Annotated in this window: 21 protein-coding genes and 1 tRNA gene; 7 read left to right on the plus strand and 15 right to left on the minus strand. The window is 48.5% G+C overall.

The annotated features are described in order from the left end of the window. Window positions 1-423 precede the first annotated feature (423 nt). Together ACQ29O_RS19470 and ACQ29O_RS19475 are read left to right on the plus strand one after the other, a co-directional pair. Complete coding sequence (locus tag ACQ29O_RS19470; protein WP_000234470.1) at window positions 424-1,131, plus strand: DUF554 domain-containing protein; 708 nt, start codon at window positions 424-426, stop codon at window positions 1,129-1,131. Window positions 1,132-1,236: 105 nt separating this feature from the next. Next, a tRNA-Phe gene (locus ACQ29O_RS19475) sits at window positions 1,237-1,312 on the plus strand. Between the two features lie 158 nt (window positions 1,313-1,470). Here ACQ29O_RS19475 and ACQ29O_RS19480 read toward each other — a convergent pair. The 4 genes from ACQ29O_RS19480 to ripC form a co-directional block, all read right to left on the minus strand. Beyond that, the gene (locus ACQ29O_RS19480) at window positions 1,471-1,851 is read right to left on the minus strand and encodes a VOC family protein (RefSeq protein ID WP_000582672.1); all 381 of its coding nucleotides are present in this window, start codon (window positions 1,849-1,851) and stop codon (window positions 1,471-1,473) included. A 64-nt stretch (window positions 1,852-1,915) separates the two neighbouring features. After that, window positions 1,916-3,241, minus strand: a complete 1,326-nt coding sequence (gene ripA, locus ACQ29O_RS19485) for an itaconate CoA-transferase RipA/Ict (RefSeq protein ID WP_000982336.1) — start codon at window positions 3,239-3,241, stop codon at window positions 1,916-1,918. 24 nt (window positions 3,242-3,265) lie between these two features. Then, complete coding sequence (gene ripB, locus ACQ29O_RS19490; RefSeq protein ID WP_001094307.1) at window positions 3,266-3,793, minus strand: (R)-specific enoyl-CoA hydratase RipB/Ich; 528 nt, start codon at window positions 3,791-3,793, stop codon at window positions 3,266-3,268. A 23-nt stretch (window positions 3,794-3,816) separates the two neighbouring features. Continuing rightward, a complete protein-coding gene (gene ripC / locus ACQ29O_RS19495; protein ID WP_001112897.1) occupies window positions 3,817-4,659 on the minus strand; it encodes an itaconate degradation C-C-lyase RipC in 843 nt (280 codons plus the stop codon). A gap of 91 nt (window positions 4,660-4,750) precedes the next feature. Between ripC and ripR the strand changes: the two genes are divergently transcribed. Beyond that, complete coding sequence (gene ripR / locus ACQ29O_RS19500; RefSeq protein ID WP_001746933.1) at window positions 4,751-5,629, plus strand: itaconate degradation transcriptional regulator RipR; 879 nt, start codon at window positions 4,751-4,753, stop codon at window positions 5,627-5,629. A gap of 47 nt (window positions 5,630-5,676) precedes the next feature. On the opposite strand, the gene ACQ29O_RS19505 is transcribed toward ripR, so the two are convergent. Together ACQ29O_RS19505 and ACQ29O_RS19510 are read right to left on the minus strand one after the other, a co-directional pair. Next, window positions 5,677-7,416 carry an arylsulfatase gene (locus ACQ29O_RS19505; protein WP_000712462.1) on the minus strand — a complete coding sequence of 580 codons (1,740 nt, stop codon included), beginning with the start codon at window positions 7,414-7,416 and terminating at the stop codon, window positions 5,677-5,679. A gap of 68 nt (window positions 7,417-7,484) precedes the next feature. Then, window positions 7,485-8,669: an anaerobic sulfatase maturase gene (locus ACQ29O_RS19510; RefSeq protein ID WP_000933440.1), complete on the minus strand. Its 1,185-nt coding sequence runs from the start codon at window positions 8,667-8,669 to the stop codon at window positions 7,485-7,487. 511 nt (window positions 8,670-9,180) lie between these two features. On the opposite strand from ACQ29O_RS19510, the gene ACQ29O_RS19515 reads away from it, so the two are divergent. Further along, a complete protein-coding gene (locus ACQ29O_RS19515) occupies window positions 9,181-9,864 on the plus strand; it encodes a helix-turn-helix transcriptional regulator (protein WP_001275355.1) in 684 nt (227 codons plus the stop codon). 103 nt (window positions 9,865-9,967) lie between these two features. On the opposite strand, the gene ACQ29O_RS19520 is transcribed toward ACQ29O_RS19515, so the two are convergent. The 4 genes from ACQ29O_RS19520 to ACQ29O_RS19535 form a co-directional block, all read right to left on the minus strand. Next, a complete protein-coding gene (locus ACQ29O_RS19520) occupies window positions 9,968-10,525 on the minus strand; it encodes a DUF3156 family protein (RefSeq protein ID WP_000100100.1) in 558 nt (185 codons plus the stop codon). Then, entirely contained in the window at window positions 10,503-12,002 is a 1,500-nt protein-coding gene (locus ACQ29O_RS19525) for an APC family permease (RefSeq protein ID WP_000475964.1), read from the minus strand. Before ACQ29O_RS19525 ends, ACQ29O_RS19520 begins: the two co-directional genes overlap by 23 nt. Before the next feature lie 208 nt (window positions 12,003-12,210). After that, window positions 12,211-12,585, minus strand: a complete 375-nt coding sequence (locus ACQ29O_RS19530) for a cupin domain-containing protein (RefSeq protein WP_000542978.1) — start codon at window positions 12,583-12,585, stop codon at window positions 12,211-12,213. A 14-nt stretch (window positions 12,586-12,599) separates the two neighbouring features. Further along, the gene (locus tag ACQ29O_RS19535) at window positions 12,600-13,901 is read right to left on the minus strand and encodes an NAD(P)/FAD-dependent oxidoreductase (RefSeq protein ID WP_001092818.1); all 1,302 of its coding nucleotides are present in this window, start codon (window positions 13,899-13,901) and stop codon (window positions 12,600-12,602) included. Between the two features lie 161 nt (window positions 13,902-14,062). On the opposite strand from ACQ29O_RS19535, the gene ACQ29O_RS19540 reads away from it, so the two are divergent. Beyond that, window positions 14,063-15,547: an aldehyde dehydrogenase family protein gene (locus ACQ29O_RS19540; protein WP_001286396.1), complete on the plus strand. Its 1,485-nt coding sequence runs from the start codon at window positions 14,063-14,065 to the stop codon at window positions 15,545-15,547. Between the two features lie 135 nt (window positions 15,548-15,682). Here the strand turns inward: ACQ29O_RS19540 and iraD are convergent, their stop codons facing one another. The 5 genes from iraD to ACQ29O_RS19565 form a co-directional block, all read right to left on the minus strand. Beyond that, complete coding sequence (iraD, locus tag ACQ29O_RS19545; RefSeq protein WP_000988938.1) at window positions 15,683-16,063, minus strand: anti-adapter protein IraD; 381 nt, start codon at window positions 16,061-16,063, stop codon at window positions 15,683-15,685. After that, window positions 16,063-16,548, minus strand: a complete 486-nt coding sequence (locus tag ACQ29O_RS19550; protein WP_000338753.1) for an Hcp family type VI secretion system effector — start codon at window positions 16,546-16,548, stop codon at window positions 16,063-16,065. Before ACQ29O_RS19550 ends, iraD begins: the two co-directional genes overlap by 1 nt. Before the next feature lie 725 nt (window positions 16,549-17,273). After that, complete coding sequence (locus ACQ29O_RS19555) at window positions 17,274-18,197, minus strand: polysaccharide deacetylase family protein (protein ID WP_000540888.1); 924 nt, start codon at window positions 18,195-18,197, stop codon at window positions 17,274-17,276. A gap of 38 nt (window positions 18,198-18,235) precedes the next feature. Continuing rightward, window positions 18,236-19,114 (minus strand): carbon-nitrogen hydrolase family protein, encoded by an 879-nt coding sequence (locus ACQ29O_RS19560; RefSeq protein ID WP_000089248.1) that lies wholly within the window; start codon window positions 19,112-19,114, stop codon window positions 18,236-18,238. A gap of 395 nt (window positions 19,115-19,509) precedes the next feature. Continuing rightward, complete coding sequence (locus tag ACQ29O_RS19565; RefSeq protein WP_000784371.1) at window positions 19,510-20,814, minus strand: MFS transporter; 1,305 nt, start codon at window positions 20,812-20,814, stop codon at window positions 19,510-19,512. A gap of 404 nt (window positions 20,815-21,218) precedes the next feature. Here ACQ29O_RS19565 and uxuA point away from each other — a divergent pair, with 404 nt between their 5' ends. Both uxuA and ACQ29O_RS19575 read left to right on the plus strand, forming a co-directional pair. Then, window positions 21,219-22,403 (plus strand): mannonate dehydratase, encoded by a 1,185-nt coding sequence (gene uxuA, locus ACQ29O_RS19570; protein ID WP_000815479.1) that lies wholly within the window; start codon window positions 21,219-21,221, stop codon window positions 22,401-22,403. Between the two features lie 110 nt (window positions 22,404-22,513). Beyond that, window positions 22,514-23,986 (plus strand): fructuronate reductase, encoded by a 1,473-nt coding sequence (locus ACQ29O_RS19575; protein ID WP_000437127.1) that lies wholly within the window; start codon window positions 22,514-22,516, stop codon window positions 23,984-23,986. Window position 23,987: the final 1 nt, after the last annotated feature.

Genomic DNA, 23,987 nt, shown 5'->3' on the forward strand with positions numbered 1-23,987 from the left:
AGCGCAAATACCCGTTTCGGGAGTAGAGTAACCCCAGACAAGGCCCGATGCCTTGCCCAACGAGATGCCGGGTCAAACTGGATACCAGCTCCGACCGCCAGACATCAGTAAAAACAGACTGTTTCTGATTTTACTGTTGTCCTGCAGTGAGCGTGCGCTGCCCTCACCGCATAGCGGGGATGACAAAAAAAGGAAAGAAAGGGGCAAACCTCGCGCAGTCAGGCGACAGTGAAGACAATATAAAGGCGCTATGTTCATCCCGGCGAGCCCCATGCTGGCAGGAGAAATTTCGCGCAATCATGGCACCTTTCACCAGGCGGCGCAAGGTAAAATCAGCGCTCTATACGTCACAGATAATCAAGCTATTAACAGCTTAATCGCGTGATAATAAGGCAATTTGAAAGACAAATAACAGGAGTCATTGTGGTAATTGGACCTTTTATTAACGCTGGCGCAATTTTATTCGGCGGCGTTATTGGCGCGCTGTTAAGTCAGCGTCTGCCAGAACGGATTCGCGTCTCAATGACGTCTATTTTTGGTCTGTGCTCTCTGGGAATTGGCATTCTGCTGGTGATGAAGTGCGCTAATCTTCCGGTGATGGTGCTGGCGACGCTGGTCGGCGCGCTTATCGGCGAGTTTTGTTTGCTGGAAAAAGGCATTAATGGCGCAGTCGCGAAAATCCAACAATTATTTATGGCATCGGGTAAGAAGCCGACACACGACTCATTTATTCAAAGTTACGTCGCTATCATTGTACTTTTTTGCGCCAGCGGCACCGGTATTTTCGGCGCGATGCATGAAGGGATGACCGGCGATCCAAACATTTTGATCGCTAAATATTTTCTGGATTTTTTCACTGCCATTATTTTCGCCTGTTCGCTTGGCATCGCCGTTTCGGCGATTTGCGCGCCGATGTTGATTATCCAGTTAACGCTTGCCGCCTGCGCCACCCTCATTCTTCCACTGACCACGCCGGCAATGATGGGCGACTTTAGCGCCGTGGGTGGACTGCTGCTGGTGGCTACCGGCTTGCGTGTATGTGGAATCAAAATGTTTCCGGTAGTGAATATGCTCCCGGCGCTGTTGCTGGCGATGCCGATCTCCGCCGCATGGGCGATGTTTTTTGCCTGATTCTGCGTGCAATAACAACAAAGTGGTGATAGATTGTGCAGTCTACGTTGATTTGAAGAAATTTCATTGACGAAGCGAGGCGATTACGGTTTAATGCGCCTCGTTGCCCGGATAGCTCAGTCGGTAGAGCAGGGGATTGAAAATCCCCGTGTCCTTGGTTCGATTCCGAGTCCGGGCACCACCTTTCCTTTTTTATGCTTTCTTATGAATACCTCGATGTCTTCAAGTCAATAAGTTTGAACATAGACTCTTTCCAGAAATTATTGCCATATGATCTCCATTAGACCAATATAAACGGATGCGTGATCATAATAAAGGCAGTAATAGTAAGTTTTAACATTAAACATACTGCGAAATTTCAATTAAGTTTCCATCAGGGTCCCTGATGTAGATAGACATTATCTCGCCTGTGGCTCCAGTTCTCTCAACCGGGCCTTCAACAATGGGAATGCCTGCCTGTAAGATCTCAGACACAACATCATTTATCGGTGTCGATGTAATAAAACATAAATCGGCAGATCCCGGCGTTGGTCTACTCGCTTTTGGTTCGAACTCCATTTCTTGCTGATGGAGGTTAATTTTTTGCGCTCCAAATATTAACGCTTTTCTGTTTTGTTTAAATGTTACCGCAGAAAAACCAAGTACCTCTTCGTAGAATCTTATTGTGGTTGATATATCAGATACCGTTAATACAAGGTGATCAATTCTGTCAATTATCATTTGAATAGACTCATGATGTTTATATTTTAGGGATGCTACATTAAAAAATAGCATTAACCTACTTTTAAATCAGATGCATTTTTTTTGCATCTACTCTAAGTTGCTGCCGAAAATTGGGATGTGCCAATTCAATGATGCTGAGCGCACGCTCGGTTGAAGAGAGCCCCTTCAGGTTTACGGAGCCAAATTCAGTGACTATCCAGTGCGTATCCGTTCGTGGGGTTGTTACAGGCCCCTCAAGGCGGGGAACAATACGAGAAATCGTATCATTCGCGGCCGTTGAGCGGGTCGTAATAATGGAACGACCTCCTTTAGATGCATATGCGCCTCTGACAAAATCCAATTGCCCTCCTGAAGCGCTGTACTGGTGTCCAAACAAATATTCAGAGTTACAGGCACCAGTGAGATCGATTTGTAAGGTAGCGTTAATGGAGACAACATTCTCATTTTGCGCAATGATCCCCGGATCGTTAACATAATCGACAGGCCGACTAAAAAAAGAGGGGTTGTCGTTGAGATAGTCATACATATCCTTTTGTCCCATAGCAAAAGTAAATACAGACATTCCCCGGTCGATATTTTTACGCTGATTGGTAACGACGCCTTGTTGAATCAAACTTACCAACCCCGGATTCAGCGCCTCTGTATGGACCCCCAGATCATTATGTTCCTTGAGCGCATTACAGATGAGCTCCGGTAATGCGCCGACCCCCATCTGGAGACAAGCGCCATCTGGCACAAGAGAAGCGATAATCTGACTGATAGCAATATCTTCGGCTACGGCAGTACGTATTGGTAGTTCAATTAAAGGGACATGGTTTTCAACAATGGCGTCAATTTCTGAAATATGGATTGCAGCACCTTCTCCATGAACGCGCGGCATATATTTGTTAACTTCGACAATAAGCTTTTTAGCTGTCCTCGCAATCCGGGTGGAATAATCGTTTCCAGTTCCAAAATTAAAATAGCCATACTTATCCATAGGGGACACGGTGTGAATAAAGGTATCAATACCAATATCATCAGCTAGTAATCGCGTCGCCTGATGAAAATTTGAAGGTACATAGTTAACTATTTTTCGCCCGGAACTCTCAATCCCCTGACGTATTAAAGCCCGTTCAATACCGGTAATAAACATACTGTAGAGATGAATATAGTCACTTAGCTCATAACGGAAAATAGTGTTCCCGGCAATGCTGGCTGTTTCATAACAGTAAACCCGCAGATCGTTGATTTCTCCCCTTTTCGCTCGCTTTGCCAGCGCATTCAGCAAAGCTGGAGGCTCTGCTGCAAACATTCCCATAGAGAGGTGACTGCCGGAGGTAATTAAAGTAACCGCCTCGTCAGGCGTCACGCATTTTTCGGCATACACTGCATTAACATTCATCATGACTCTAAACCTCAGGGCGATTTCTCAATAAGCGGCGTCTTCTTCAGGCGAACATCCACAGCAATAAACTAACATTGTTCGTTCGAAGCGCATGACCTCTACACCATTCTGGTTAATACCACATGTCCGAACGGTAACGATGCCTTGTCCCGGGCGACTATTTGACAGGCGTTTGCTGAGTACAGTGCTTTCAGCATAAAGTGTATCCCCTGCGAAAACCGGATGGACGGCTTGTACCTTATCCCAGCCAAGATTGGCCACGACCTTGGCGCTGACAGTACGCACGCTCATACCGGTTAAAAGCGCCAGAGTGAACGTTGAATCAACCAGTAACTTTTTCCATTCCGTTTTGCTGGCGTAAGCCGCATCGAAATGGACCGGCTGCACATTGAGAGTGAGCAGGGTAAACCACACATTATCGGCGTCCAGAACCGTCCGGCCGGGACGATGTTCAAAAACATCACCGGGATGAAAATCCTCCCAGTAAAGACCCGAAATTTCTCGGTAGCGCCCCTCGCTAATGGTTTTATAAGCGGGTAATAACGTGTTCATAATCAATTCCTCTGTTAATAAAATCAGGAAAAGATCCCTGCCCGGGCGAGTAATCTCCGGGCCTGACGGGCAACGGCTGCATCTATCATCATGCCGCTAACGATCCCGACGCCTTTGGCATTCTCTGTCAGTACTGCACGAGCATGATTAATTTCTGCCGTTGTAGGAGTAAATGCGGCGTTGATTACACTAATCTGAGCGGGGTGAATAGCCGATTTTGCAGAAAAACCAAAACTGAGCGCCTGCAGCGTTTCCTCTTTCAGACCTGAAAAATCGCCTATATCAAAGAAGGGAGCATCTATTGCAAGAAGCCCTTTCATAGCGCAGGCAGCCACTATTCTGGCCCGCGCCAGCGCAAGAGGCTCCCAGGCGGGTGTCGCGCCAATGTCAGCCGCCATATCTGCGGCGCCAAACATCAACCCGCAGAGTCTGGGGGTGGCGTCCGCAATAGACTCTACGGCATTAAGCCCAACAACTGACTCAATAATGCCAATAAGGCGAGTATCAGAACCAGCCATCATGATAAGACTATCCACGATTTGCAGGTGCGCGGCTGACTCTGTTTTCGGAAGAATAATGTAATCAGGAAAAAAACGGCATTCCAGTAACATATGCAGGTCTTCAATGCCAGCATGAGTATTCATTCCATTAATTCTTAATGCTATTTTCAGCGATGAGTTTGGTCGGGATGAAAGGAACTGCATCGCAATTTTCCGGGCCTGCGCCTTGTCATTCGGGGTGACGGAATCTTCAAGATCGATAATAGAAATATCCGCCGCACTTTCAACTGCTTTTATGAAACGTTCTGGTCGAATTGCTGGGGTAAAAAGCCAGCTACGTGTCGGTGTATGAGAAATATCGGGCATATTGCACCTCCTGTTAACCTCACTATGCGCTCGCTGGTTTCATTATTCCAATATATGATGGTGCCATTCTTAATTGCTTTTGGAGATGAGGATGGAACTGCGCCATATTCGCTATTTTCTCGCCGTCGCTGAAGAGCGGCATTTCACGCGGGCTGCGACAAAATTAGGCATAGGTCAGCCGCCGCTAAGCCAACAGATTAAGGATCTGGAAAGAGAGCTGGGAGCGCAGCTATTCCGGAGAGTGCCTCATGGCGCGGAATTAACCGAGGCTGGAAAAGCATTTTATGATGTTGTTAAAGGGATGCCTGCTACCGCGACAAGAGCCGTGCTGGCGGCGCGGCGTGTTGCCAGGGGGGAATCGGGCGTGTTAAGGGTGGGTTTTACTGCCTCTGCGGCATTTAACAGTGTGGTGCCCGGCGCAATCCGTACTTTCAAGCGGGCTTATCCTGACGTTCGTTTGCAGCTTGAGGAAGGAAATACAACTAAACTGGCTGATGAATTGAATGAAGGATCGCTGGATGTTGCCTTTCTGAGACCCGGTTTTACAGGCAATGAACGGTTCCAGCTCAGGTTACTGTCTGAAGAGCCAATGGTTATTGTGCTGGCAGAAACGCATCCTGCTGCGGCGTGTAAACAGATTGCACTCTCGATTCTCAAAGATGAGTTTTTTTTACTCTTCCCACGTGAAATCGGCCTGTCGCTTTATGACGCAGTGATCAAGGCCTGCGGTAAAGCGGGCTTTGAACCGAAAATTGGTCAACTCGTGCCGCAAATTTCGTCAGTCATTAACCTTGTGTCGGCAGAGATGGGCGTGTCGATGGTTCCAGATTCAATGAGACAGGTTAATGTCAAGGGAGTAGTATACCGCCCCGTTGCAGACCAGATGCCCGTCGCAAAGCTGGCTCTGGCATACCGGCGCGGCGATACATCGCCAACGCTGAGAAACTTCATCCTGAAAGTCACTGGCTGAATGCGGTTATGTGAGCGTTGAATAATCATTTGAAACGTAACCAATAATTATTGGTCCGATTTTGTGTCTAAAGGAATCGCTAACGGAGCAGGAACTGGCTGCAATGTCTGTGGATCGACAGCCAGATAACGCCCGGTTTTACTGTCGATACCCACATAATCGATAAGCTTGCCTTTGGCATAAAGCACCATTGTCTGTTTTGCAAATGCCTCATATGCACTGCTCAGTATTTTCACTTTATCCACATAATCTGCTGCGAGATTATGCGTTTCCAGGGGGGCACGTTGCAGGTTGAATAATTCCCATGGAGCATTACCCGCCTGTGGGAATACTGTGACAAGACGACGCAATTTCCATTCCCCATCTATCCAGGCCGCCTGATTATGGAGTTCAACACCATATTGTGTGCGAGGCGCGTGCAGACTTTCACCGGTCAGATAGCGTTTAAAACTCACGCCGATCATTGGCAGTGTCGGTCTTTCAGATAATGATTTACTGGCATCAATACCTGCAAATTCATAGAGCGTGGGCGCAACATCATACGCCGCCATCGTGGCGTTATCTATGGCGCCATGATGGATGATACCAGGACCGGAAATCATAAAACTGGTATTAATTCCCCCCTGACCGCTGGTCGTTTTGTGATAGCGACCATAAGGCGCATTGCTGACATCAGCCCAGTGGGGACCATAAGAGATAAATGAATTTTTACGACCAATATTTTCGTAACGATTATCGAATTGCTTCCAAAAATCTGGTTCAGATTCATAGTGAAAGCCCTCTGCCGGATTCACCCCATTATCACTTAAGAAGACCAGAATCGTGTTTTTATCGCGCCCGGTCTTTTTTAATGTCTCAATAACGGTGCCAATCTGTGCATCCATATTGGCGATCATAGCAGCGTAAACCTGCATCACCTTCGCCGTATATTTCTGCTGTTCCGGGGTCATTGCCTGCCATTCTTTATCAAGTTCCAGTCCTGGCAGAGGTATGTCATCACGCAGGAAACCCAGTTTCTTCAAACGAGCAATACGCTGACGATAGACGTTTGCATAGCCCTGTTCATACTGACGTTTAAAACGACTAATCCATTCATCCGGCGCCTGCAGAGGATCATGTGGCGCAGTAAAGGCCAACCACGCGAAGATAGGTTGTTCCCGTGGCGTCTCGCTGATCCAGCGATTAATCTGGCTGGCATAGGCTTCGCTGGAGTAAAAACTAGAGGGCAGTGAAATGCGCTGATTGTCACGGGTATAATAGGTATGAAATATCTCCACGGTTCCCAGCGGCACGGCATCATCAAAGTGACTGGCGCCTCCCCCCATCAAGGCGAAAGAATGACGAAAGCCCCGATCTTTTGGCGTCGAGCCTGGCGTAAAACCAAGATGCCATTTACCCGCCATCAGCGTATTGTAACCAGCATTTTTAAAGCGTTCAGCCATGGTCGTCACCCGATCAGTCAGGCGCAATTCATAGCCTTCCTTACCTATGGTATTTTCATACCACCACATACCGCCTATACCCGCTTGCTGACTGGTGTTCCCGGTTAATAGCATCGCACGGGCGGGAGCAGACATGGGAGACGTGTAATATTGACTCATCCGCACGCCGTTCTCAGCCATCGCCTGCAAATTAGGCGTTGGGATTTCCCCACCGAAGGGAGTGATATCAGAATATCCCATATCATCAGCGATAATCACGATAATATCAGGACGTTCGTTTTGCGTACTGTGCGCCGTACCGGAGAAGATAATGCTGAGTGTGGCAAGTGTTACTTCTTTTTTCACGGCTTATTCTCCATTTCAGACTACGGATGTTGTACAAGAGCGGCGGGCAAATGCGGCAAGAGGAACCATCAGCCCGAAAATCTACCCATAACGTCAGCACGCCAGGCTTTCAGTCCATTCAGATCCCGGGGCCAGGCGCGTAGCGGAGCCAGAATCTCCGTGAAAAAAGAGTAATAGCCGCTACAAAGTCGGTTGTAGCCGGCACTGTTGATATGTGCGGGGCAGCCTCCCTGGCAGACTATTTTCACAGAACACCGTTGACACTCCCGGCGCTGGCTTTTCTTAATACCAAAGGGAAGCCGGGTTGCGGAATCTACGGCTGGCGCTAACGTATTATTAGCAAGCTGTCCCAGGTAATGCTGGCTATTAATCAGATGATCGCAGGCATAGAGTTTGCCGTCCGGCTCCATGACCAGATTCGTTCCGCAGCGGGCGGAATGGACACAGGTGGCGCTGATATGCGTAAAATATTGTGCCCATGCCTGTTCAATGTTGATCACAAAAACCCGTCCCATATCGCCGCGTTTGCGCCATTGACGCCAGATATCAATCATGAAACGTCCCCAGTTATCCGCACTCAATTGGTAACGTTGCTGTAGGGCGTTGCCTTCGTTCATCAGTGGCTGAAATTGCAGATAACGAGCGCCAAGGCTAACAACATGATCGTAGATGGCTGCCGCATGGCGAGCCATGTCATCATGCACGACAATCAGTACATTAAAATCGACTCGATAGTGTTGTAACAATGTGATTCCCCGCAACACCGCCGGATAGCTGGCCTCGCCGCGTTTGCCCGGACGATGATGATTTTGCAAGTCTTCACTGCCCTCAAGACTGATGCCAATAGTAAAATTATTGTCGCGAAACAGACGGCACCAGGCATCGTTTAACAACGTCGCATTCGTTTGCAGACTATTACTGATCGTCACGCCGTCAGGCGCATATCGTTGTTGAAGCGCTATTACCTTTTTATAAAAACCGATTCCGGCTAAAAGCGGTTCACCGCCTTGCCAGACAAAATTAATTTCACGCGCACTGGCAGGTTGCGCCGCAATATAGCGACAAATAAAAACCTCCAGCGTTGATTCATTCATTTTTTCTACGGGCGTTTCGCCCTGTGGGTAATAACAATAGCGGCAGGCCAGATTACATGCAGGGCCTATGGGTTTTGCCAGAATATGAAAGGGTATCTGCGCGCGATATTCCGTCATTACGGGGATTTGTTGTTGCCGTAATGTGTTGAGATTCAACATTATTCTGTCCTGTAGTTATCATTTCTGATGCGGAGACATGACTCACATTTCGCAATAGCGTTCGTCTGGCGCTGCGGGCAGAATGCCGAGAGCAGGCTGTATCTATTGATACGCCGGTTTTCTGCATAGCGCATGACGCTATTGAAGTGTTATTTAGCAAATCCTGTCTGAGCCAGAAATTAAGTCTCTGTTAACCTGCGCTATTACAGAAAATCATAGAACAGGCGTCTCAAAAGAATATCGTCCTGAAGGACGAGAACTCACGGCATTTTCAGGAGATGAGTCAACCGCGACAGAAAAAATTATATTAATAATTTTAAATTATTTTTTAGAATAACCAGACAGGATTTAAATTAAAATCATTTATTTTCAATATGTTATAAAAAATACCGCAACATGCGTCACATTATTAACATGTGAATGATTGTGTTAACCGAATGTAAATTGTATGTTTCAACATACCACTATTTTACTGCGCCCCGACGCGCTCATCCGGATGGAAGGAGATAACATGTCAGCCTTATCAACTACTGGCCATAATGACGGGATCACTCTCCATTGCTTACAGAGCATTGCGCAACTCATTCCTCTGTCGTCGGCGGTTTTTTATCGTGTTAATGCTTATTTAAAGCCGGAAGCCTATGTTTTACATAATATTTCTAATAGCACACACCAACAATATCTGGAGCATTTTCAACCATTAGACCCGCTATCGCCTTCCCGATTCGGCCAACAGGTTATTACAGTAGCGACGATGACGCCCGGCATCTGTGCTCGTCATCGCCATTATTATCATGAATTTATGCTACCTAATCATGTGTGCGACATGATTGAGATCTTTATTCGTCGGGGCCATCGTATTATCGCGGGCATTTCATTAATGCGCGATATACCTTTTTCCAGCGAAGAGCGTTTGCGAGCCCAGGCAGTACAACCATTACTGGGACTGGCAATTCATGATTCTCTTCAGGAAGACAACGATCTGGCGTCAATATTGACCGCCAAAGAGCGTGAAATTGTGGGAATGGTCTGCGAAGGGGCCAGCAACAAATTGATTGCCCGTCAGTTGAATATTTCTCTCTCAACAGTGAAAACGCATTTACGTAATATTTTTGCTAAAACAGAAGTGATAAATCGCACGGAACTGGTTTCCCGAACCAGAATGTCTTCGGTACAACATTCACAGCATATGTGAAAGCGTGCTTTTTAACCCGCGTCAATTGCGGGTCTTTTCCCCATTGTCATATATGCCTGAATTAATACCACTCTCTGAGCTGATGCCTCAATAAAATGTCATATTATCTGGCGTCGGTATCCTGTTGCAGCCATTGATTCATGGCCTGATTGATCATATTTATCACACTAAGCAGAAGAACACGCTGGTGCCGCTCAAGCCGCAGATAACGGCGCAGCGGCGGCATTTTACAAACCACTTCGCTACCAGCCCATAGCTCAATGCCGCAATACCATTCCTTATGATGTAAAACCAGCGTAAACCGACGATAATCCAGTTCACTCAGTGCCTGTTGTAAATTGGGGAAACAATTAAGATAGTTAATCAGCCCGGCGGTACTTTTGCTGCCAGTAAAAATGACGGGATAACGTTTCAGCCATCCGGGCTGATGAACGCGAATTTTGCCCTGCAAAGGATAATTGATTGTGCCTTTCACCCTGAATTCACAACTGTGAATACTGGCCATGAATAACCGTTTTTGCTGAACATGGCAGATAACCTGGGTAAATGCATTCAGATGCAGCACGGCGCTATGTTCGGTCAATTTTTCACAACGCCAGCCGCTCAAATCACGTAACACCATATTCATTAATGCGTTCTTAAACCAGGGGACGGAGGACATCTGGCGTCATCTCTTCATTGTTTCGCTTTTCATAATTGCCCATAGCCCGTTCCACGACCTCTTCTACCGGAAGCGGGAGGAAAGGATTAACCCGTTGCACACATAATGTCCAGAATAAGGCATAGGCGGCAGTCAATCCAAGCATAATACCGAATGGTATAAGTACATCCCGACTGTTCATTCCTGGAGGCGCGATATTAATAATGGCGATAATAATACCCACGCTCGAAATAATCTGAGGTAAGGGAAACCAGGGGGCCCGGTAAGCGCGTGGTAAATCGGGGCGCCGAATACGTAAGATAACGACCGATAACGTTACCAGCAGATAAGCTACTCCCCAGGCGCAGACCGCAGCGAGGATCAGCGGAACAATGTGGTCGATATCACCGTTCAGATACCAGGCATGTAAACAGGGAATCGCAACACCGAATGCGATGGCGATGACCGGTGTTTTAAAGCGGGGGTGCAACCAGGTCAGAAACCGCGGCAAAGCGCCGTCCAGCGCCATGCCGTATATAATACGCGGTACTGCCGCCATTAGCGTATTAATCGTCGCACATCCCGCTAACAACAACCCCACGCCCAGCCAGTATTGCCCGACATGTCCCATGACACGATTGGCAAAGGCGGGAATAGCCATCGGCGTATCCAGTAAAAAGATATGGTTTGCCGCATCGACCACCACATTATTTACCTGCCGGTTAATCGCAGCGCCATAGAGGAACATACAACCTGCCACCGCTAAAAGGCCAAGCGCCATCGCTCTGGGAATCGTACGATGCGCTTTTTTAATTTCCGGCGCCATTGGCGTGACCAGTTCACAACCGACGAACATAAACATCGCCATGCCAATATAACCAAACAGACCAGAAAGATTACTGACATCAAGCGGTGCGCCAAACCACCCGGAATGATGAGTGACCGGGGATAACAGGATCCCGCATAAACCGAAGATGGTCAGGGTAGTCCACATACCGAATGTAAGAAACACTTCCACCTTGCCAAATACTTCAACACCAATGGCATTCAGTAACCCGAAAACCACTACCATGCCGACGCCAACCATCCAGGTATTGTGCTGCATGGCCACGTGTTCGCTAACAGACTCAAAGTTCACCAGCGCCATGACGCCAGCGAGAATCGTTTCTGCCGTGCCGGCAAAAATGTGTACGATCAGGTAAGCGCAAAGCGCACCGGTGATAGCGAAAAAACGCCTCATCCCGCAGGAAATATAGTCGTAGACGGAGCCAGTCGTGGGAATAAGCGTTGCCGCTTCGGCAAAGGTGGTAATCTGCGCTTGCATCATAATAAATGCCAGTAATACCGCAAGAGCAAAGGTATCTCCCCCTGAGCCAAAACCACTGGTCACGGTCAGGATCACCGGGCTTGCCATAATCAGCCCGACGGAGCTGGCAAGCGTCGTGGGGAAACCAATAACGCCACGTTCAAGATGGCTGGCAAGTCTGTTTTTAAACATGGTCAACCTCTTCACTATTATTACAACAATAAATTACCGCTCCGGAATAACGCTTATTTATGGCAGGCACCGTATCTAACAGGTATCGTCCTGAAGAGGGATAACGGTAAATAACGTTGTGACGCCGTCCCCGCATGCGCTAATAGCAAGTGGGGAGCGCGTTATTCTCCCCAGTGATGCCAACGCTACTGACGAACAATTAAAGGATTCAACCCTGCTTATGGCTTTCAACTTTTGCCAGATAATGTTTTACAAAACGGGGCGTTAAAACTTTCCATGCCACTTCGGTTCCCTGTTCAACAAACCAACTATCGCCTAGTGAAAAACGTATCGGTTCCTGACCCGCAACAGTGAGTTCCACTTCCCCTTCCAGCACGGTTGCGTGCTCGGTAAAGGGATAAATCATAGTGAAACCGCCGCGGGTCGATGAAAACAGTCCACAGGTAAATACGTCCTCAGGTTTACCGTAAATCATCGCAACGGCGACCTGGGGATCGCCTTCTGTTGGCAACGCCCCCAACAGGCTGACACTCCCGATTGGCTGTAATTCAGGAACAGGTTGATTGAGTTTAAAAGCGTGCATTAATGTTCTCCTGGTTAATTCCGGCCTTTCCAGAAACCGGCTGTTTGATGTATCAGTTTTCCCGCACTGACCAGCAATAGACGTAGACTGTCGCGACCATAAATTGTCGCGTGGGGAATGCTACTCATCAGACGATACCGCTCGGAACCGCCATTTATTCCTTCGGCCAGGATTTTGCATACAATATGGGAAGGCGTGACGCCAAATCCGGAATAACCCTGAACATAAAAAACATTATTGTGCTCACGAAGCGTGCCAATCTGCGGAAACAGATTCGCGCTACAGGCCATCGGTCCGCCCCAGGCAAAATCGATTTTAACGTCTTTCAAATAAGGAAAGACCTCCGTCAACAGAGTGCGGTTCCAGGCAGCAAAATCGTGCGGGGTATATTCAAGAAACCTTGTGGCGCTGCCAAACAGCAGACGGTTTTCTTTTGTGAGACGGTAGTAATTTATCACCGGGCGGATATCACTAAAAGCCCCGCGCAAGGGACTGATCCGCTCAACAAGCTCGCTGGAGAGAGGTTCTGTAGAGACCTGATAAGAATAAGTAACCAGCGTTTTCTTATAAATTTCTGGTTCCAGATTATTGAGAAAACTATCACAGGCCCACAGCAATTTGGCCGCTTTTACGCTGCCCATCGCAGTACGTACCCGCACAGTTTTACCGTAACTGACCTCAACCACAGGTGAATATTCGAATATCTTCACCCCCAGCGAATTCGCAGCCTGAGCGGAGCCCAGCAATAAATTCAGCGAGTGGACATGCCCTCCCCCCATATGCTTGAGAACACCGCAGTAGACGTCGGAACCAATAACCTGCTGCACGTCTTTACCGGTATAGAGTTCAATATCATCTTCCGGCGTAGCAGCTTTGAATTCTTTTTCCCATTGTTGCAGCGTTTTTAACTGCCGCTGGTTGTAGGCCAGATAACCATATCCGGGGACAAAATCAGCCTCAATATGGTATTTACGAATTCGCTCCCGAATAATACCTGCGCCGAGGTTCGAGATTTTAAACAGCGTCTCCATTCCCGCTGCGCCTACATATTTTTTAACGGCTTCGATGTCGTGACCTATACCGGCCATCACCTGACCGCCGTTTCGCCCGGTGCCGCCATACCCAAGATGGCGGGCTTCCAGAACGACAACATTAGTGATCCCCTGCTCCGCCAGTTCCAGCGCGGTATTGATGCCTGAAAAGCCACCGCCAATGATCACCACATCGGCATCAATATCGTCTTGCAGAGCAGGAAAATGCAACGGGTATTTTTTCGTCGCGCCGTAGTAATTCAACGCATCGATTTTTGTATTCATCGCGTTACCTTGTCATCACGCTTGACTAAGACCGCTATCACAGCACGGTAACGTTTTACAAAATATCGTCCGGAAGAATGACGTTCTTTGGAACGATATTCAGTTCCAGGCAAGTATGTTGAGATGGAAAAACGTACATTCCTGACCTACAGGCACTTCTGATGAGCGACGTGACATTACTTGCCGAAGTAACGACTTTTTTACGCCAACGACACGGACAATTTATTGCAGGTGAACGTCAGGCCGGAAACGGCACGAACTTCTCGGTCACTAACCCAGCCACCGGCAAAATCATCGCCGACGTTGTGTCGGCAACCCCTGCGCAGGCAGAAGAGGCCATGCAGAGCGCCAGACGGGCGTTTGATGTCTGGCGTAAAATGCCAACGTTACAACGCGGCGCATTACTGCTGAAACTGGCTGATACTCTTGCCGCTCATCGTGAAGAGTTAGCTCAACTGGAAAGCGTCTGTTCAGGTAAAACGATTACGCTGTCGCGCGGTCTTGAACTCGATCAGTCAGTGGCCTTCCTGCGTTACTTTGCCGGTTGGGCAGGAAAAATAACCGGTGAAACGCTGAATGTCTCCCTGCCATCAATGGGAGAAGAGAGATACACAGCGTTTACCCAACGCCAACCCATTGGCGTGGTCGTCGGTATTGTGCCGTGGAATTTCTCAATTATGATTGCTATCTGGAAGCTGGCCGCAGCGCTGGTATGTGGCTGCACCATCGTCATTAAACCAAGTGAATATACCCCGCTGACACTGCTGCGAGTCGCTGAACTGGCTAAAGAGGCAGGTTTCCCTGATGGCGTAATTAACGTGGTAAACGGTGCTGGCGGTGAGATAGCGCAACAGCTGATCGCGCATCCAGATTGCGCCAAAGTGAGTTTCACCGGGTCAGTTGAGACAGGTGAGAAAGTCCGGCGTTCGGCAACATCGTCAGGAAAACGCGTTACCCTCGAACTGGGAGGGAAAAATGCGGCGCTGTTTCTCAATGATCTCTCGGCACAAGCCATGGTCAACGGTATTCTTGAAGCCGGTTATCTGAATCAAGGACAGATTTGTGCTGCCGCAGAGCGTTTTTATCTGCCCCAGGAAAAACTGGATACGGTCATGACGCTCCTCAGGAAACGGTTATCGGAGATCGTGCCCGGCTCGCCTTTAGATGAAAAAACGGTGATGGGCCCGCTGGCGAATCAGGTTCAGCTTGAAAAAGTGCTGCATCTGATTCAACGCGCACGGGAAGAAGGGGATACTATTGTTTACGGCGGTGAAACTTTACCCGGCGGAGGGTTCTTTTTACAGCCGACAGCGGTAAAAGTGCGTAGTAAAAACAGTACGCTGATGCACGAGGAGACCTTTGGCCCTGTCTGTAGCTTTATCGGTTATCAGAATGAAAAAGAGGCGCTTTCGCATATCAACGCTTCGCCATTCGGCCTTGCTGCAAGTGTGTGGTCGGAAAATATGTCTAAGGCATTACGCTACGCTGAAGATATTGATGCTGGCATGGTGTGGGTCAATATGCATACCTTCCTCGATCCCGCGGTACCCTTTGGAGGGATGAAAGGATCGGGTAGTGGTCGTGAATTTGGCAGCGCGTTTATTGATGACTATACCGAACTTAAATCTGTCATGGTCCGTTATTAACCATCCTGAAAATGATGCAGGCAGATCAACCATACCGAAAGGTGGACTGTCTGCCTGATTATCAGGTTCGCTCGCTGCGTTTTTTTGCTTTTGGGATAATGTTAAACGCCCGGCCCGGCGTTCCTTCCTGCATTACTAGCGCCATCTACCGTTAGAGTAGGCTATCTCCAGCCTTAACGGTTCAGACTCATCCTGTAACATCGCTTCCAAAGACAACGCCAGCGTCTGATGATGGGCATCTTTTACACTGACTTTCAGCATGTTGATGCTCGGTTCATAACGTAAAATAGCAGCGCGAAGCTCACGGCAAAACCAGTTGAGAACCCGTTTGTCACCCACATTCACCTCGTGCCATTCCGGCATACCCCGAGTGAGCAGCGGCGGTAATGTCTCGCCACCTGGCACGGCGCAAGAGTTGAATAAACACATTAACTTGCGTCGTACCAATTCATGTGGGCTTATCCCCTCAACCAAGAGCCTGTCGAATAGCGCGACCGGAATGGTTGGCGTCATCATCATTTCCCTATCTGGTCCATCGCCAGATCCCATACTGACGTTCTGGACTCCTGCTGAGCGCCGTCTGATTTCTCGGCAGTGATTTGCCATTCGATTTTCGTGAAGTTCAGCGACATCGTTTCCACCGGCTTACCGCCGGCGCCGCCGCTAACACTGAGTTGTGATATCAGCACGTTTGTCAGGGTATAAACGATAAGCGACCGCATTTTGCCGTCGTCATTGCGGCACAACGTCAGCACCGCGGTTCTAATTAGCCTCCCGCTACAGCAGTACTCATTGAGCACAGGCGTGGCGAGGTCGACAAATTTGGTGAGCGACATTTCACCAACATGCGCGCGCCCGGAAGTCCGCTCAGTGAGGCTAACATCGTTATTTACCTGCATTGCCACATTGTGGCTATAAGACATGATCTCTATCTGATCTTCAAAGCCTTCAACCTGGCTTTCGCCTTTGATATTGTCGAGCTTTAAAAAAATCGCATCCATGATTTATCTCCTTGTTGATCAGGTGGCAGTTCAGCAGCCAGACGAATACCGGCGGCCAGCGCTTGTGACTCTTATTAAAAGCGCAACGACCAAAAAACACAGCGTGAAAAGCGCCAGGTTTGCAGGGATTTTGCCGACGTTTACCCACGTCTGATGAACGTTATTCCGCTGGTTGCAAAGCAATAGAGGGTTTTGGCCCGCTGTGGCCAAATACAATTGAGGTTATACTGAACGCTCTCTGCCATATTCAATCCCTTTTATCGCAAAGTATCCCTGGTGCCGGTATCACAGCGTCGTTATTCAAAAATTGACATTTCAGAATAATAATCAGCTATATATAAAAAACACATCAAAAAGCAAATATCAACTTAATTTTTACTTATTTAATAAAAAAATCCAAATTGATTTACATCAATTAACACACACAAAAACATTAAAAATAAAAGGGTTAAATGAAAATTAATCACTATGGAAATTTTATTTTTCTTAATACTCACATTATAAATGTTATTTGCTTATTATCCTGTGAAAACTAAAAAATGATTTAAATCAAAAAACAAACTATTCTCGTTGATTAACGTTTTGACCGAAATAAAAAAGATTTTATACGTCCCGGGATAGTCTCCCTTTCTGATGGACAATATGCATTAACGAGCGGGCAAACAGGTAACTTCTGCCCGGGTAATCCGTTACCCGACTGATATTAACATTGTCATGAGGTGATATCATTTGCCCGGCCAGCCATAATCATCCGGAACCGGCGCTACGCCACGAACATCAGGACGGAGCATTTTTTGTCGATCCTCTTCGTCATCCACCCAGACACTGGCTATCTCTTCACAGGTTGCAAACCATACGCCATCATGCCCTTTAATATGTTCAATCAAACGTGACAACATCATCATATGATGCCCATGACCGATTATCTGCGGATGAAGGGCCATCGCATATAAACCGTTTTCCTGATGGTGATAAGCATAGGTAAAAATATCCTTCCAGCGTCGCAGAACACCGTCAGTATCGCTCATCCCCTCCTGGTTGCCGGTATACGCCAGTGCGGGAAAATCATCCAGATACCAGCTAACAGGAATTTCCAGAATCGCGCTGGCCGGGCCTGCGATATTTCCCGTCTCCCAATTCACCTGCCAACGTTGAGGATGGTAAGGCACAAGATCTCTCGCCATCAGGCTACTGTCATAGAGAAAACCGGCTTCCTCCAGAAGATCCAGCGTATTCTCGCTATAATCCCAATAGGGAGAACGGTATCCCACAGGGCGTATGCCGAAATGTCTTTTATAACAGGCGAACGCCAGATCCATAAGTCGGCGTTCTGTATCACGATTCACCAGCGTCGGATTTTCATGATAGTAGCCATGGTGAGCGATTTCATGCCCGGCATCAAAAATTGCTTTAATGATTTCCGGGAAGGTGTCTACAGTGTGTCCGGGAATAAAAAAGGTGGTTTTGATATTATTTTCTTTGAACAATTTCAGAAGCCTTGGTACGCCAACTTGAGCACCAAACTCTCCTCGTGACATAAAGGATGGCGACGGTCGATTAAATCCGCCCAGCCATAAAGACTGAGCATCTACATCAACACCAAGATTGACCGCAATCCTTTTACCCTCAGGTAATTTTAAATATCCCATAACGACCTCCAGCTAATACATAGAAGGGACACATTCTGTTATTTAATGTGTGATGGCCAGATATTATATATGCCTGCTTTTCTGCGTCTGTCCTTGAACGTTGTTGCTGCCCCCCCAAGTCTATTTTCATATAGAACATCGAGGTTAATTTCTCCTGAAATGACATCCTCTTGATTGACGTGCGCCTCTGCGATAATACCTTGTGGATTTTTCCACACGACATCACAGGGGCTTAAAATTGAACTTCGGGCCCAGCAGCCTGGCAGTGGCCCGCCCGGGTTTCCGCCCAGGCAACAGTGAACAAGATAAATTTGATTTTCAATACAACGTGCGTGGCAACAATGCCTGACTCGCCAAAATCCCTGTTCAGTAAACGTAGCGGAAGGCGTTAAAATTAACTCCGCACCCTGTTCCGCCAGCGTCGCGGCACACTCCGGTATTTCTGCTTCATAACAAATATTAAAACCCACCTTTGCAAATGGCAGTTGAAAAACAACCATTTTATCGCCTTCCTGAGTATACCAACCCCGTTCAGCCGGGAAGATATGCGTCTTACTGTGAGCATAATGTTCGCCATCGGGTCCCCATATATGCGCAACATTCTCATAGCGATCTGCTCCAGTCTGCTCCAGATGAGAGCCAGCAATAATGAACTGTCCTCTTTCTTTCGCTTCCTGTTGAAAAAGCTGCTTATAGGCATCCGTGAACTGATCAATTAAAGTAAGGTGTGAAATGGGTCTTTCTTGCCATTTTTTCAATAATGTAAATAACTCAATGGTAAATAGCTCCGGGAAGATAACGACATCAGCACCCTGACTTTTATTAAGAAGTATCCTTACCTTTGTTATGAAATCTTCAAAAGTGTTTATTTCGATAACAATATACTGACAGGCTGAAACAGTAAAATTACGTGACATCGTGATATCCCCGGCATGAAATTTAAACTTAAATTAACGTATAGCGCATGGAGAATATTAGGGAGCGGACATTACGACATCAGGTTATTTTTTGTGAAGCTGCGCAAAATATATGGGGAAAAGAGTAGAAGCATTGAACCTTTATTTACATAAAGGGGACTTTATCGATGATCGCAGCGAGACAGAGAGTCGATAAAAATCCAGGCGAAAAACAATAACCCTTACCACAATATTATTTTCAGCATCTGAAAATAATCAGGCAAACTAAATGATAACGCGCTGGTATAAAACCAACGCGTATTTTTACCGATAAGGGTAATGAAGACGGCCACCCGAAGGTGGCCGTTAGAACCCGGTAGCGCTTCGCTTATCAGGCCAGTGAAACCGAGACAGCTTTAGCGGTGAGACGCCAGCGGCTGTTCCGTCATTGGCGGGTGGTGCTTTTCTGGATCTTTAATCAGTACCCACAGGATGATGGCGCCGATAATATCGAACAGACTGAGTGCAATGAAGAACGGGCCGTAACCGATAATAGCGACCAATGCCCCCATAAACAGGTTGAAGCTTAACTGTCCCATCCATGCCGCAGATCCTGCCAGACCGGCAACCGTCGCGACCTCATTTTTCTTGAACAGGTCAGCGCTCATGGTAATCACGACGGTAGACAGCGTCTGGTGCGCAAAACCGCCAATACTCATCAATGCAATGGCGACATACGGGTTAGTCGTAATGCTGACAAAACCGATCGAAATCATCAAAACAGCGCCGATGGTAAAGCTACAACGACGCGCATTGATCGTGGTCATGTGCATCTTTTCCATGAAGAACTTCGCCAGGAAACCGCCTGCAACGCAGCCAAAGTCCGCCGCCAGGAACGGCAGCCAGGCAAACATGGCGATCTCTTTTAACGGCAGATGCATCACGTTAATCAGATACAGCGGCATCCAGAAACTCAGCGTTCCCCATGCCGGGTCAGCCAGAAAACGGGTAATCGCCAACGCCCAGAAGTTACGCTTTTTAACGATCTCTTTAACGGCCGGTTTTTTATTATCGTCCTGGAGATAGCTTTCCTGGCCGTCTTCGATATAACGCAGCTCTTTGTGGGTGATCCACGGGTGTTTATTTGGCGAGTTATAAATCAGGAACCAGGTGATGGCGAACAGCACGCCGATCCCACCGGTAATCACAAACGCCATTTCAGTACCGATGCCGCTATCAGCAAAGGTCAGCATCGCCCAGACCACCAGCGGCGGCGCCAGCATCGCGCCAATCGAAGTACCGATATTAAACAGTCCCCCCGCAATACCGCGTTCTTTCGTCGGGAACCATTCGGCGCTGGCTTTAATCCCGGCCGGAATCGCTGACGCTTCGGTTAGCCCCATCAGACCACGCAGAAATGCCAGACTTATCCAGCCGCCGGCCAGCGCGTGCGCCATGTTGATCAGCGACCATAACAAGGCAAAGATAAAGAAGCCGATTTTCAGTCCGATGACATCCATCAAATAGCCGGTGATCGGCTGCGCAATGGTGTAACAAAGCTGGAAGGCGCTCACCACCCAGGAATATTGTTGCTCATCAAAATGGAGTTCTTTCATCATCGCTGGCGCCGCAACGCTAAGCGAGCTACGGGACAGGTAGTTTACGATGGTCCCTACGCAGACCAGGCCGATAATCCACCATCTTAATTTTGTCATCTTCATGATAAAGCCTCGTTAAAAAACATTAGCTCCGCGCCGTCTGACCTGTAGCGGGAAAACTGAAATCACAAAAATTGGTTGACCAATCAATATTTTCTCATCCGGACCGGTCAAAATCTGGCGGCAACTCCCGCCCTTAATATTCTTGAAATAAATACATCAACTCATTTCAAGTTGAATGGTGAATGCTTTTCACCCAGCAAAAATTGGCACAGATCAAATAAATAAAATTGGCAGACCGTGAATGATGATATTTGTGATTTGGTTAGCCAATTTAGACAATAAGGTTGACATGAGAAAAATTTTGGTTGAATTTAGGGGTCAGAACGGGTTTACAAAGCACGTTTCGATGTTGGCTGGCAATGGGTCAACCACGAAGACGTTATCGCAAGAAGAGGAAACGAGATATGAAACAAACCTGGCGCTGGTACGGACCTAACGACCCGGTAACGCTGTCAGATGTACGCCAGGCTGGCGCAACCGGCGTGGTAACGGCGTTACACCATATCCCGAATGGAGAAATTTGGTCGATAGACGAGATCCAGAAACGTAAAGCTATCGTTGAAGAGGCGGGTCTGGAGTGGTCTGTGGTAGAGAGCGTACCTATCCACGAAGATATCAAAACCCACACCGGTCAGTACGATTTATGGATCAAAAACTACCAGCAAACGCTGCGTAACCTGGCGCAATGCGGTATCTATACGGTTTGCTATAACTTTATGCCGGTGCTGGACTGGACACGTACGGATCTGGAATACGTATTGCCGGATGGTTCAAAAGCGTTGCGTTTTGACCAGATTGAATTCGCCGCGTTCGAACTGCATATCCTGAAGCGTCCGGGAGCAGAAGCCGACTATACGGCAGAAGAAATTGCTCAGGCAGAGCGACGTTTCGCCACCATGAGCGAGGAAGACAAAGCACGTCTGACCCGCAACATTATTGCCGGTTTACCTGGCGCGGAAGAAGGCTATACGCTGGATCAGTTCCGTCAACACCTGGCGACGTATAAAGATATCGATAAAGCAAAACTGCGTGAACATTTTGCCTATTTCCTGAAAGCCATTATTCCGGTTGCCGACGAGGTTGGCGTGCGTATGGCCGTTCACCCTGACGATCCGCCGCGCCCTATTCTCGGCCTGCCGCGCATTGTCTCTACCATTGAAGACATGCAATGGATGGTGGAAACCGTTAATAGCATGGCGAACGGCTTCACCATGTGTACCGGATCTTACGGCGTGCGCGCCGACAACGATCTGGTTGATATGATCAAACAGTTTGGTCCGCGCATCTACTTTACGCATCTGCGCTCTACGCTGCGCGAAGAGAATCCGAAGACCTTCCACGAGGCCGCCCATTTGCACGGCGATGTGGATATGTATGAAGTCGTTAAAGCGATTGTGGAAGAAGAGCACCGTCGTAAAGCCGAAGGTAGCGACGATCTGATCCCAATGCGCCCGGACCACGGTCATCAGATGCTGGACGATCTGAAGAAGAAAACGAATCCGGGTTATTCCGCCATTGGCCGTCTGAAAGGGCTTGCGGAAGTCCGCGGCGTCGAACTGGCTATCCAGCGCGCTTTCTTTAGCAAATAACCTTCTTTCGCATGGCGCGACGCGTCATGCGATTTCCCCTACTCAATGCAATAGCAACATGCCTCGCCCCGGAGATCGCGGGCGAAGACGTCGAATGACAGGAGTTTGCAATGGAACAGAATATCGCCACCGCCCAGGTTTCCGTCGCCCGCCCAAACTGGGACAAATCACGTCTGGTATCCCGTATTGTGCATCTGGGCTGCGGGGCGTTTCACCGCGCGCACCAGGCGCTCTTTACCCATCATTTACTGGAAAAGAGCGACAGCGACTGGGGCATTTGTGAAGTGAACCTGATGCCGGGTAACGACGCGCGGCTGATCGCGAACCTGAAAGCGCAAAATCTGCTGTACACCGTTGCAGAACGCGGCGCAGAAAGCACCGAACTGAAAATTATCGGTTCAATGAAAGAAGCGCTGCACCCTGAATTCGACGGCCATGCAGGGATTCTGGCGGCAATGGCGCGCCCGGAAACCGCCATCGTCTCCTTAACCGTGACCGAAAAAGGCTACTGCACCGACCCCGCCAGCGGCGAGCTTGATGTCAATAACCCGCTGATCCAAAACGATCTTGCCCATCCACAGCAGCCTAAATCCGCCATTGGCTATATTGTCGAAGCGCTAAACATGCGCCGGGAGCAAGGACTGAAAGCTTTTACCGTGTTGTCATGCGATAACGTACGCGAGAATGGTCACGTCGCGAAGGCTGCCGTCCTCGGCCTGGCAAAAGCTCGCGATGCCGCCCTCGCCGCATGGATTGCCGACAATGTGACCTTCCCCTGCACCATGGTTGACCGCATTGTTCCGGCGGCGACCGAAGAGACGCTACAACTGGTTGCCGACCAGTTAGGGGTTTATGATCCTTGCGCTATCGCCTGCGAACCCTTCCGCCAGTGGGTCATCGAAGATAACTTTGTGAATGGTCGCCCGGACTGGGACACCGTCGGCGCGCAATTCGTTGCAGATGTCGTACCGTTTGAAATGATGAAGCTGCGTATGCTTAACGGCAGTCACTCTTTCCTCGCCTATCTGGGTTATCTCGGCGGGTATGACACTATCGCCGATACCATGACCAACCCGGCTTACCGTCGCGCGGCGCTGGCGCTGATGCTTGATGAACAAGCGCCGACGTTATCAATGCCGGAAGGCACCGATCTGGAAGGGTATGCGAATTTGTTGATCGCGCGTTTCACTAACCCCTCGTTGAAACACCGCACCTGGCAGATCGCGATGGATGGCAGTCAGAAACTGCCGCAGCGTTTGTTGGACCCGGTACGTCTGCACTTGCAACAGGGCGATGACTATCGCCGCCTGACGCTGGGCGTCGCCGGATGGATGCGTTACGTCGGCGGTATCGATGAACAAGGTAAAACCATTGATGTCGTCGATCCGCTGCTCGCGCAGTATCAGGCGATTCATCAGCAATATCAGACGCCGGAAGAACGCGTTCGCGGGCTACTGGCCATCGAGTCTATCTTTGGCAGCGACCTGCCGAAGAACCACGAATTTGTGCAAGCCGTTACCGACGCTTACCAACAGCTATTGCAGAACGGCGCGAAAGCCACGGTAGAAGCGCTGGCTAAGTAAG

Origin of the sequence: Salmonella sp. GDC200615, from assembly GCF_050574145.1 — a bacterium.
In the GTDB taxonomy this organism is placed as follows: domain Bacteria; phylum Pseudomonadota; class Gammaproteobacteria; order Enterobacterales; family Enterobacteriaceae; genus Salmonella; species Salmonella enterica.